We start from the raw sequence: 11,636 nt of genomic DNA on the forward strand, positions 1-11,636 counted from the left end.
TGATTTAAAGACGTTGCCATCGGCCATCGGCTGCGGCCGGATCAGCTTTGGTAAAGCCGAAGATATGGAACGGCTGCTCGGTATTACGCCGGGGGCCGTCACGGCTTTGGCGGCCATCAATGATAAAGATTGTGCTGTCCAATTCGTGCTTGATGCTGCGTTAGCGCAAGCTGACATTATCAATTGCCACCCGCTGCGAAACAGCGCGACTGTAAGCATTGCGACCAGCGATCTTATCCGCGCGCAAACCTATTGGCAGCACCCACCCCAGATTATTTCCGTCCCGACATTGGAGCCCGCATGACTTTCGAAACCGTCTCTCAAAATATCGCCTTTGGTGGCGTGCAGGGTGTTTATAAGCACCATTCATCAGCCACCGGCACCGACATGACTTTTTCAGTCTATGTCCCGCCGCACGAAGAAGGCCAGATTTTGCCAGTGGTGTGGTTTTTGTCGGGCCTGACCTGCACCCATGCAAATGTGACCGAGAAAGGCGAATTCCGCCGCGCATGTGCAGAGCTGGGTTTGATTTTCGTGGCGCCGGACACCAGCCCGCGCGGTGAAGACGTTCCCGACGATGCCGATGCCGCATATGACTTTGGTTTGGGTGCCGGATTTTACGTCAACGCCACCGCATCGCCTTTTGACACGCATTACCGGATGCAAGATTATATCGAGCGTGAATTGCCTGATATCATCGCCGCGCATTTCCCTGCGGATATGCAGCGGCAAGCCATTATGGGGCATTCCATGGGCGGGCATGGCGCACTGACGATCAGTCTGCGTAACCCGGGCAAGTATAAGTCGACGTCGGCGTTTTCGCCGATTGTTTCGCCGTTAAATTGTCCTTGGGGTGAAAAGGCTTTGGGTGGCTATCTTGGCGATGACCGTGCGCAATGGCGCGCCTATGACAGCGTTGCGTTGTTGGAAGATGGCGCACGCTTGCCTGATCTGTTGGTCGACCAAGGCCTGGCTGACAATTTCCTCGAGTCACAGCTCAAGACGTATCTGCTCGTCGAACAATGTGCCGCGGTTGGTCAGCGTGCCGAAATTCGCATGCAGCCGGGCTATGATCACAGCTATTATTTCATCTCGACCTTCATGGCTGACCATCTCGCTTGGCATGCGGAACGGCTAAACGGCTAAAGCCTTGGGCATTGTTGATTTTGCTGCGCATATGAAGATCCCGACAGATCGCCCTTATGTGCTGCTCGACGATGCCCGCATGCAGGGTGCGTCGCCTGCGCGGCTATATACCGACCCGGTTGAAATATGGACCGCCAACAGCTTTGATGAAGTCGACGCTGTGCTTGGTGCCCTGCGTGATGCGCAGCGGTGCGGGCTTCATGCCGCGGGGTTTTTGGGCTATGAAAGTGGGCAGCATCTCCTGCCAAATCTTGGGCAAGAACGTAGCGGGCCACTGGCGTGGTTTGGCTTTTTTCGCAGCTACAGCACAATCTCGGCTGACGTCGTGCCGTCATATCTACCCGATCCGGCGGGTGCATGGCTGTCGGAATTGCGCCCCGGGGTTTCGCGCGCAGAATATGGCGATGCCTTTGCTGCGGTTCAGGATTTTATCCATGCCGGAGACATTTATCAGGCCAATCTGACCTTTCCGCTTTCCGCCGATTATGCGGGCGATCCGCTGGCCTTATATGCGGCGCTGCGCGGCCGCGCGAAGGCGGGCTATGGCGGTGTTATCTACACGGGGGACGCGCATTATCTGTCCTTTTCACCCGAACTGTTTTTCGCGCTTGAGGACCAACGCGTAACCACAAAACCGATGAAGGGCACGGCACAAAGACAAGTCGACCCGCAACGGGATAGCGATGTTGCGGAGCTCTTGCGCACCGACCCGAAACAACGGGCGGAAAATTTGATGATCGTCGATCTCCTCCGCAACGATCTGTCCCGTGTGTGCGCCGCGGGCACCGTCGCCGTGCCTGAATTGTTTCATGTCGAAAGCTATCCCACCGTTCATCAGATGACCTCGACCGTCACGGGTGTGTTGAACGAGGGTGTGGATGCGGTTGACGTCATAACAGCATTATTCCCATGCGGGTCGATTACGGGCGCGCCGAAAATCCGCGCAATGCAGGTCGTTGAAGAAGTGGAAACCGCACCACGCGGAATATATTGCGGCTCCATCGGGCGTATTGATGCCAATGGCGATGCCGCCTTCAACGTTGCCATTCGTACTTTTACGTTGTGCGATTCTACAAAGACGCTTTCACTTGGGCTAGGATCAGGCATTGTCGCCGATTCCAACGAAGCAGATGAATGGGCAGAATGTTTGGCCAAGGGGGATTTTGCCAAGGTGGGCGATACCGGATTTGATCTGATCGAAACCATGCGTTTTGAACCGATGGCCGGAATCCTTCGGCTGGAGTTGCATCTGGAGCGCATGAAGACCAGCGCAATGTTGTTCGGATTTGAATTTGACCGGCACGCATTGCGCAACCGCCTACACGCCAGCATTTTCCATCTCGATCGGCTTTCGAAAATCCGGCTGATGGTTTCGCGGCATGGTGCAGTCGCGATTGAGATCAGCCCGCTGCAGGATGTTACCGACTGGCGCGTTGCCGTTGTCCCGCTTCCTGTCGCCGCCCAAGATTTCCGGCTTCGGCACAAGATGAGCGATCGGGCTTTTTACGACAACGCGCGAAAAGCGCGCACCGATTGTGACGAAGTTATCTTCGTTGGTACCGATGGCCGCTTAACCGAAGGTAGCATCACGGCCTTGTTTGTTGAACAGGATGGCGTTCTGCGGACGCCACGGCTTCAGACCGGGCTTCTGCCGTCTGTGCTTCGCCGCGCGCTTATCGACGCCGGTGAAGCCCGAGAGGCGGATTTGACGATCGACGATTTGGCGGGTGGTTTTTTTGTCGGGAACAGCGCACGTGGATTAATAAGAGCGCATAGGGTTGCGTAACTTTTAGCGAGGCTTTAGGGGCAAGCGCGCAACTTCTGTTCAATTTTTGCCCGAAAGTTTTGATGATGATTGACCGTCTGTCGGCCGCGCTCGGCCGGATTGCCCCTTCAGCGACGCTTGCCATGTCGGGACGTGTGATTGACCTTAAATCACAGGGCATTGATGTCATTGGACTGTCGGCGGGCGAACCCGATTTCGATACGCCAGAATTCGTCAAAGACGCCGCCATTCAGGCCATTCGTGACGGCATGACGAAATATACTGCCGTGGACGGTATCGCGCCGCTCAAGCAGGCGATCATTGCAAAATTCAAGCGCGACAATGGCATTGAATATACGCCAAAGCAGATCACGGTAAACTCCGGTGGTAAGCACACATTGTTTAACGCCCTGGTCGCAACGATTGATACGGGCGATGAAGTCATCATCCCTGCACCTTATTGGGTCAGCTATCCCGATATCGTTCAATTCGCCGGCGGAACGCCCGTGATCGTTATGGCGACTGCGGCGCAAAATTATAAAATCACGCCAGAACAACTGGAGGCAGCCATTACGCCGAAGACGCGCTGGTTGATCCTAAATTCGCCGTCCAACCCGACCGGCGCCGCTTATGATGCGGATGAGTTGAAAGAATTGGGTGCAGTGCTGCTGCGCCATCCGCACGTCATGTTGCTGTCCGACGATATGTACGAACATATTTGGTATGCGCAGGCGCCCTTTGCGACGATGCTTCAGGTGTGCCCCGAACTCTATGATCGCACCCTCACCATGAACGGTGCGTCCAAAGCTTATGCCATGACCGGTTGGCGCATCGGCTATGCTGGTGGCCCGGCATGGTTGATTAAGGCGATGGCGGATTTGCAGTCGCAATCGACGAGCAATCCCTGCTCCATTTCACAATATGCCGTGCTTGCCGCGCTTAACGGACCACAGGATTTCTTGCGTGAACGCAATATCGCTTTCCGTGAACGCCGCGACCTTGTCGTCGCGATGCTGAACGACGCACCGGGGCTTAGCTGCCCGACGCCAGAAGGCGCATTTTATGTCTATCCCGATGCAACCGGCGTGATGGGCAAGACGACGCCCAAGGGTAAGAAGATTGAAACCGATGCGGACCTCATCGATTATTTCCTCGATGATTACCGCGTGGCTGCGGTGCATGGCGGGGCCTTCGGTCTGTCGCCGGGCTTCCGGATTTCTTATGCAACATCGTCGGATATCCTCAAGGAAGCGTGCACGCGTATTCAAGCAGCCTGCGCCGCACTCACATGACCGCAATATGTGCATCACGCTGAACGGCGTTCATGCACGTTTAATGTGTTTTCTGGTGAAACCATTTTAAGCCGACGCACATAGCTGTTTCGGCGCCAATCTGGGCACTATGTCAGAGATAAAATATGGACCGTCTTTATAACTTCGTGCGTTCGGATCTTTTCCTCAGTCTGGCCGGCGGATTTGCGCTAGGTTTGGCTGGGCTGGCCATCATCAAACCGGCTAGCGCAAATGATCAAAACGCAGAAGCCACGCGGTCTGTGTCCGTTGGAGGTCCATCATATGAAGCGGCTGCCCCGAACCCCTAAATGCGTTATCCGCGCGGTACATGTCGCGCTGCTGTTTGGTTTGGTGACAGGATGCGGTTCCGACTTTGGATCCGCTGTCGGCACTGCGCATGCCGAAGAGGGCATTCGGATCGCCGCACCCTTTACGAAAATGGTTGAACCAAAGGGCATGCAGACCGCTGTTTTTGCCGGTGGTTGCTTTTGGGGTGTGGAGGCTGTGTTTGAACGCTTAAAAGGCGTGACGCGCGTGGAGTCGGGCTATTCCGGCGGGACGCGGTCAACCGCCGATTATGATCTCGTCAGTTCGGGCGCCACGCGGCATGCCGAATCTGTGCGGATTCAATATAACCCTGCGGTGGTGAGCTATGGCGAACTGCTGCATATATTCTTTTCTGTGGCGCATGATCCGACCCAATTGAACCGTCAGGGTCCAGACCGCGGCAAGCAATATCGATCCGCGATATTCCCCGCGAACGCAGCACAGCAAAAGGCGGCGCGCGCCTATATGGCGCAACTGGACAAGGCTGGATATTGGAAGAAACCCATTGTTACGACGCTGGAGCCCATCAGTTTCTTTCCTGCCGAAAGCTATCATCAGGACTTCATGGCGAAAAACCCAAGGCACCCTTACATCGTGCAATGGGACAAACCCAAGATTGCGAATTTAAAGAAACTTTTCCCGAATGGCGTGCGGTAACTAACCCCGATAGGCGGGGATTGCCCAGCCTTTCCAAATCGCCATCGCCCGCAAGGCAAAACCGGCTGTCGCGCTGAAAATTGCGGCGGACAGAACGGGTATGCCGATAAATAATGATAGGCCAAAAAGGCCTGACGCCAGCGCCGCAGCTGTTACATAGATTTCCGGTTTAAGCAGGATCGATGGCTCACCTGCCAGCACATCGCGAATGATGCCGCCGACACATGCCGTGATGACGCCCATCATCATGGCCGGTAACAATGGAACGCCCAGCGTTAGTGATTTCCACGTGCCGAACACCGCGTAAATGGCAATGCCCACCGCATCAAACCAGTCCAGCGCACGCGGTTTCCAAAGATGTTGCGGCGTTACCCACACCAGCCCCGCAGTCACAAGACAGGTCGCTGCAAAACGCCAATCCTGCACCCAGAAAACCGGTGCACCAATAAGCAGGTCGCGAACAGTGCCACCACCCGCGCCAGTAACCAGCGCAAAGAAGGAGAAGGTGACGAGCGTCTGTTTGCGTTGCGCCGCGGCGAGTGCACCCGATGCGGCAAATACAGCGATCCCAAATAGGTCCAGCCATGAAATCATGGCCGGGGCTATTTGGGCCGCTTGGGTAATCATCACATGTGGATCGGTTTGCCGGTCACGGCCATGGCCGCTTCCTTCAAGGCTTCGGCATGGGTCGGGTGGGCATGGCAGGTGTACGCGATGTCTTCCGACGTTGCACCGAATTCCATAGCCACAGCTGCTTCAGCGATCATGCTGCCGGCAATTGATGCGATGATATGCACGCCAAGCACGCGGTCGGTTTTTGCATCGGCAATGACTTTGACGAAACCGTCCGTGGTGCGATTTGTTTTCGCACGGCTGTTGGCCATCATCGGGAATTTGCCGACCTTGATCTCGCTACCCGAAGCCGAAGCATGTTCGTTCGCTTCTTCCTCGGTCAGGCCAACGCTGGCAATCTCAGGGTAGGTGTAGACGACGCCCGGGATGACGTCATGGTTGACGATGCCCGTTAGGCCCGCAACAAATTCAGCCGCGGCAATGCCTTCGTCTTCCGCCTTATGCGCCAGCATTGGACCGGGGCAAACGTCGCCAATTGCGTAGATGCCGGGAACATTGGTTTGGAAATCATGGCCGATTTCAATCTGCCCGCGCGCATTGACCGCGAGGCCCGCTTTTTCCATTGCAAGGCCATCGGTGTTTGCGCGGCGGCCAATCGCCACAAGTACGCAATCCGCTTCAATCGTTTCGCTTGCACCGCCGGCTGATGGTTCAACCGTCAACGTGGCCATGCCACCCTTTACCGTTGCGCCGGTAACCTTGGTGCCCATGCGCAGGTTAAAGCCCTGTTTCTTGAAAATCTTGGCGGCTTCCTTGCGGACTTCGCCGTCCATGCCGGGCAGGATCTGGTCAAGATATTCGACCACCGTCACTTGCGCGCCAAGACGCAACCACACACTGCCGAGCTCAAGTCCAATGACACCGCCGCCAATGACGACCATGTGCTTTGGCACCTTTGGCAATGCCAGCGCGCCGGTGGAATCGACGATAACCTTTTGGTCTATTTCGACACCGGGCAATGGCGTTACCGATGATCCTGTCGCGACCATGATGTTTTTGGCGGTGTAATTTTTGCCGGCTACATCAATGCTGTTGGCGGACGTGAACGCGGCGCGGCCCTTGAGCCAATCAACCTTGTTCTTTTTAAACAGAAACTCGATGCCGCCGGTCAATTCGGTCACAGCCTTCGCTTTTTCGGCGTGCATTTGGTCGAGGTTGAGCGAGACGCCCTTAAAATCGATACCGAATTTCGCCAGCGAACCCGATTGTGCCTCATGGTACATTTCGGACGCATGCAGCAAAGCTTTCGACGGAATGCAGCCGACGTTGAGGCATGTGCCACCCAATGTCTCGCGGCTTTCGACGCAGGCTGTTTTTAGGCCGAGTTGTGCGGCGCGGATGGCGGCAACATAGCCGCCCGGACCTGCACCGATAACGATCAGGTCATAATCATGTTCTGCCATTGCTCAGCTCCTTAAAGGTCGATCAACAACCGGGTCGGGTCTTCAATCGCCTCTTTGACGATTTTCAGGAAAGTCACTGCCTCGCGGCCGTCAATGAGTCGGTGGTCATAGCTTAGCGCCAAATACATCATCGGGCGAACAACAACCTGTCCGTCGCGAACCACGGGGCGGTCTTCGATCCGGTGAAGACCAAGCACAGCGGACTGTGGCGGGTTGATAATTGGGGTCGACATCAGGCTGCCGAACACACCGCCGTTGGAAATGGTGAAGGTTCCGCCCGACATATCTTCCATGGTGAGCGCACCGGCCTTTGCCTTTGCGCCAAAATCACCAATCGCCTTTTCAATCTGGGCAAAGCTCATGGCGTCGGCGTTGCGCACGACCGGTACGACGAGGCCATTTGGCGCGCTTACCGCGACCGAGACGTCGAGATAATTATGATAGACGATTTCGTCGCCATCGATCTGCGCATTCACGGCAGGAACATCACGCGCTGCCAAAGCAACCGCCTTGGTAAAGAAGCCCATGAAGCCAAGGCGCACGCCGTGCTTCTTTTCGAACAGGTCTTTGTAGGTCGCGCGCGCTTCAATCACGGCGGACATATCGACATCGTTAAACGTCGTCAGCAGCGCCGCTGTGTCTTGTGCGGACTTCAAACGCTTTGCGATTGTCTGGCGCAGACGCGTCATCTTCACGCGCTCTTCCTGACGCGCACCTGCCGGTGCAGACGCCGCTGGCGTTGCCGTTGATGCCGAAGTGGCTGCAGGCGCAGGCGCACCCTTTGCCGCTGCAACAACATCTTCCTTAGTCAGGCGGCCATCCTTGCCGGTGCCTTTGATCTTGCTTGGGTCAATGCCGAGCTCAAGCACCAAGCGGCGGACCGCAGGCGACAATGGCAGATCGCTATTTTCTGAAGCAGCGGCCGGCGCAGGCGCAGCGGTGCTCGTAACGGCGGGGGCTAAAGCAGCAGCGGCTGCAGCAGGTGCTGCGGCAGCGCCGGTGCCAGCATCGATTGAAGCAATGACAGCGCCGACATTAACGGTAGCGCCTTCCTCAACGGCATAGGCACCCATGATACCGGCGACAGGCGACGGCACTTCGACCGCGACCTTGTCGGTTTCAAGGCTGGCTATTGGCTCATCGACCGCAACCGGCTCACCGGGTTTTTTCAGCCATTGGCCAAGGGTCGCTTCAGTGATGGACTCGCCCAATACGGGGACTTTAACTTCAGTGCTCATAATTCAATCCTCAGGAGGATGGAGGGGTAACCGGCTTGGTTCCCCCAGTGCGTTGGCGGCGGATTTCTTCGCGAACATTGTGGCCCAATGCTTCGGCAACCAATGCGGCCTGTTCGGCTTGGTGGCGCTTGGCAAGACCAGTGGCTGTCGCGGCTGCGGCTTTGCGTCCGGCATAACGTGCGCGTGCTGGGCCGACATTGGCTTCTGCGAGGCATTCTTCCAAATAGGGGTCGACGAAGCTCCAGCTGCCCGCATTGCGCGGCTCTTCCTGGGCCCAAACGACCTCTTCCAAATTGGTCATACGCTTCAACCGGACAATCAATGGTTCGGCGGGGAACGGATATAGCTGCTCTATGCGGACAATCGCGGTGTTTTTGTCACCCGATGCATCGCGCGCTTCCATCAGGTCATAGGCAACCTTGCCCGAACATAGGACCAGTCGCTTAACATCCTTGTCTGCAGGCGCGTTGATGTCCGACAGGATCCGCATGAAGTGGCTTTCGCCTTGGAAATCCTCTGCCTTGGAAACCGCAAGCTTGTGCCGCAGCAACGATTTTGGCGTCATGACGATGAGCGGTTTGCGGAATGGACGTGCCATCTGCCTGCGCAACAAATGGAAATAATTTGCAGGCGTCGTGCAGTTTGCGACCTGAATATTGTCTTCGGCGCATAATTGCAGGAAGCGTTCAAGCCGCGCGGAGCTGTGCTCCGGACCTTGTCCTTCATAGCCATGCGGCAACAGCATCACGAGGCCATTGGCGCGCAACCATTTCGCTTCACCGGCGGCAATAAACTGATCGATCATGGTCTGCGCACCATTCACGAAGTCGCCAAATTGCGCTTCCCAAAGCACCAGTGTCTTTGGTTCGGCACCCGCATAGCCGTATTCAAAACCCAGCACGCCGAATTCCGATAAGGGACTGTCGAGGATTTCAAAACGGCCATGTGGCAATGTTGCCAGCGGGATGTATTTTTCCTCAGTCGTTTGGTCGACCCAGACGCCGTGGCGTTGGCTGAACGTACCGCGGCCCGAATCTCGGCCCGATAGGCGCACGCCATAGCCTTCGGAAAGCAATGATCCGAAAGCGAGCGCTTCGCCTGTTGCCCAGTCAAAGTTCGCGCCTGTGCTGAACATCGCTTTTTTGGCATCGAGCACACGATTGAGCGTCGGGTGAATATTGTGGCCTTCGGGCACAGTGGTCAGCGTGCGGCCCATGCTATCAAACAGTTTTTTGGAAACACCTGTTTGCACATTCCGGCGGGCCGTTTCGGGATCGGCTGGTTTGGACAGGCCCGACCAACGTCCGCCAAACCAGTCAGCAGCATTCGCTTTATAATCGGCTGCGCTGGCAAATTCCTGCTCGAGCGTTTGCACATAGCGCATGGCGTGTTCGTCCGCCCAGTTCGCATCGATAACGCCCTCGGCCTCAAGCCGTTTGGCGTACAAGCTGCTGACGGCGGGGTGGCCCTTGATCACTTTATACATCAATGGCTGCGTGAAACCGGGTTCGTCGCCTTCATTGTGGCCAAAGCGGCGGTAGCACCACATGTCGATGACGATGTCGCGGTGGAATGTCTGGCGGAACTCAATCGCAATTTTACAGGCGAAGGTCACCGCTTCGGGATCATCACCATTCACGTGGAATATTGGCGCCTGAACGCCCTTTGCGACGTCGGATGGATAAGGCGAAGACCGCGCATATTGCGGGCTGGTTGTGAAACCAACTTGGTTGTTCACGATAAAGTGCAAGCAACCGCCGGTATTATACCCACGAATGCCGGAAAAACCGAGGCACTCCCAAACGATGCCCTGACCAGCAAAGGCCGCGTCACCATGCAACAGCACGGGGAGCACTTGTTCATGCTTGCCAAGGTCGTCGCGTGCCGTTTGGTTCGCACGTACCTTACCGAGCACCACTGGATTCACCGCTTCAAGGTGCGAAGGGTTTGGTACCAGGCTCATATGCACCTTGATGCCGTCAAATTCGCGGTCGGTGCTAGTGCCAAGGTGATATTTCACATCGCCCGAACCGCCAACATCATCAGGGTTCGCGCTTCCGCCCGAAAATTCGTGGAAGATGATGCGGTATGGCTTTGCCATCACATTGGCCAAAACGTTGAGACGGCCGCGATGCGGCATGCCGTAAACGATTTCGCGCACGCCCAACTGGCCGCCATATTTGATGACGGCTTCGAGTGCAGGAATCATCGATTCGCCGCCATCAAGGCCGAACCGCTTCGTACCTACATATTTGCGGCCAAGGAATTTTTCGTACTGCTCCGCCTCGATGACTTTACCGAGAATGGCCTTTTTGCCTTCGGGCGTAAATTGGATGGCGGCATCTTTGCCCTCCATCCGCTCTTGCAGGAACCGGCGCTCTTCGACGTCGGAAATGTGCATATATTCGAGGCCAACTGGGCCACAATAATTGGCGCGCAGGGTATCGACGAGTTCACGAACGGTGGTCCATTCGAGACCGAGCGTGCCGCCGACATAGACGCGCTTGTCGAGGTCTGCGCCAGAAAAACCATGGTATTCGGGGGTAAGGTCGGCGGGAATATCCTGCTTGGAAAGCCCAAGCGGATCAAGGTTCGCTGCCAGATGTCCGCGGACACGATAGGTGCGCACCAGCATCATTGCGCGAATGGAATCGCTTGCTGCGGCAACTGCGTCGGCCTCTGCCATGGGCTTACCAGCAGCCTTTGCCGCGGCCTTAACCTCGACCGCCATCTGCGTCGGATCAAGCGAAGCCGTGAGGTCATCGGTGATGGACAAAGGCCAGTTCGAACGCGCCCAGCTTGGACCTTGCTCAGTTTCAAAATCTTGGTTTTCAAGACCCATGTTACTTCTCCAAATCCTCCCCATATGTGGGGAGGGGAACCATCCGCAGGATGGTGGAGGGGAGTTGCCGCTCTAACCCAGCGTCAGACGGAAGGCCCCTCCGTCACCCGGTACTTACGCACCAGTTGCCACCTCCCCGCGAACGAGGAGGATCAAAATCAACCCTTCAGCACCTCGACCAATGTCTTGCCGAGCAACGATGGTGATGGCGATACGCGGATGCCGGCTGCTTCCATTGCTGCGATCTTGCTTTCTGCGTCGCCCTTGCCGCCCGATACGATGGCGCCAGCATGGCCCATGCGGCGTCCGGGAGGTGCAGTGCGTCCGGCGATG

9 protein-coding genes and 1 pseudogene are annotated in these 11,636 nt (G+C 56.4%); 5 read left to right on the forward strand and 5 right to left on the reverse strand.

Annotated features, from left to right (window positions below; translation table 11 throughout):
- From ACIQ0G_RS07200 to msrA, 5 genes are all read left to right on the forward strand, one after another.
- Window positions 1-304, forward strand: a 304-nt coding sequence (locus ACIQ0G_RS07200; RefSeq protein WP_397577313.1) for a YbaK/EbsC family protein, incomplete at its 5' end; no start/stop codon positions are given.
- Entirely contained in the window at window positions 301-1,146 is an 846-nt protein-coding gene (gene fghA, locus ACIQ0G_RS07205; protein ID WP_397577314.1) for an S-formylglutathione hydrolase, read from the forward strand. The genes ACIQ0G_RS07200 and fghA, both read left to right, overlap by 4 nt.
- Before the next feature lie 31 nt (window positions 1,147-1,177).
- Complete coding sequence (gene pabB / locus ACIQ0G_RS07210) at window positions 1,178-2,932, forward strand: aminodeoxychorismate synthase component I (RefSeq protein WP_397577315.1); 1,755 nt, start codon at window positions 1,178-1,180, stop codon at window positions 2,930-2,932.
- Between the two features lie 68 nt (window positions 2,933-3,000).
- Window positions 3,001-4,203 carry a pyridoxal phosphate-dependent aminotransferase gene (locus ACIQ0G_RS07215; RefSeq protein ID WP_397577321.1) on the forward strand — a complete coding sequence of 401 codons (1,203 nt, stop codon included), beginning with the start codon at window positions 3,001-3,003 and terminating at the stop codon, window positions 4,201-4,203.
- A 282-nt stretch (window positions 4,204-4,485) separates the two neighbouring features.
- Window positions 4,486-5,187 (forward strand): peptide-methionine (S)-S-oxide reductase MsrA, encoded by a 702-nt coding sequence (msrA, locus tag ACIQ0G_RS07220; protein WP_397577316.1) that lies wholly within the window; start codon window positions 4,486-4,488, stop codon window positions 5,185-5,187.
- Here the strand turns inward: msrA and ACIQ0G_RS07225 are convergent, their stop codons facing one another.
- The 5 genes and pseudogenes from ACIQ0G_RS07225 to ACIQ0G_RS07245 form a co-directional block, all read right to left on the reverse strand.
- The gene (locus ACIQ0G_RS07225; RefSeq protein WP_397577317.1) at window positions 5,188-5,781 is read right to left on the reverse strand and encodes a trimeric intracellular cation channel family protein; all 594 of its coding nucleotides are present in this window, start codon (window positions 5,779-5,781) and stop codon (window positions 5,188-5,190) included. It lies immediately after the preceding gene.
- A 32-nt stretch (window positions 5,782-5,813) separates the two neighbouring features.
- Window positions 5,814-7,223 (reverse strand): dihydrolipoyl dehydrogenase, encoded by a 1,410-nt coding sequence (gene lpdA / locus ACIQ0G_RS07230; protein WP_397577318.1) that lies wholly within the window; start codon window positions 7,221-7,223, stop codon window positions 5,814-5,816.
- An 11-nt stretch (window positions 7,224-7,234) separates the two neighbouring features.
- Window positions 7,235-8,461: a 2-oxoglutarate dehydrogenase complex dihydrolipoyllysine-residue succinyltransferase gene (gene odhB / locus ACIQ0G_RS07235; RefSeq protein WP_397577319.1), complete on the reverse strand. Its 1,227-nt coding sequence runs from the start codon at window positions 8,459-8,461 to the stop codon at window positions 7,235-7,237.
- A gap of 10 nt (window positions 8,462-8,471) precedes the next feature.
- Window positions 8,472-11,303 carry a 2-oxoglutarate dehydrogenase E1 component gene (locus ACIQ0G_RS07240; RefSeq protein ID WP_397577320.1) on the reverse strand — a complete coding sequence of 944 codons (2,832 nt, stop codon included), beginning with the start codon at window positions 11,301-11,303 and terminating at the stop codon, window positions 8,472-8,474.
- 158 nt (window positions 11,304-11,461) lie between these two features.
- Window positions 11,462-11,636 (reverse strand): annotated as a pseudogene (locus ACIQ0G_RS07245) (succinate--CoA ligase subunit alpha); the annotation flags it as partial.

Source organism: Sphingorhabdus sp. (assembly GCF_044354325.1).
Classification (GTDB): domain Bacteria; phylum Pseudomonadota; class Alphaproteobacteria; order Sphingomonadales; family Sphingomonadaceae; genus Sphingorhabdus_B.

Bases quoted from the DNA above. Each gene is read 5' to 3' on its own strand.
- lpdA (WP_397577318.1), bottom strand. From the start codon at position 7,223: ATGGCAGAACATGATTATGACCTGATCGTTATCGGTGCAGGTCCGGGC.
- pabB (WP_397577315.1), top strand. From the start codon at position 1,178: ATGAAGATCCCGACAGATCGCCCTTATGTGCTGCTCGACGATGCCCGC.
- msrA (WP_397577316.1), top strand. From the start codon at position 4,486: ATGAAGCGGCTGCCCCGAACCCCTAAATGCGTTATCCGCGCGGTACAT.
- odhB (WP_397577319.1), bottom strand. From the start codon at position 8,461: ATGAGCACTGAAGTTAAAGTCCCCGTATTGGGCGAGTCCATCACTGAA.
- fghA (WP_397577314.1), top strand. From the start codon at position 301: ATGACTTTCGAAACCGTCTCTCAAAATATCGCCTTTGGTGGCGTGCAG.
- ACIQ0G_RS07225 (WP_397577317.1), bottom strand. From the start codon at position 5,781: ATGATTTCATGGCTGGACCTATTTGGGATCGCTGTATTTGCCGCATCG.
- ACIQ0G_RS07240 (WP_397577320.1), bottom strand. From the start codon at position 11,303: ATGGGTCTTGAAAACCAAGATTTTGAAACTGAGCAAGGTCCAAGCTGG.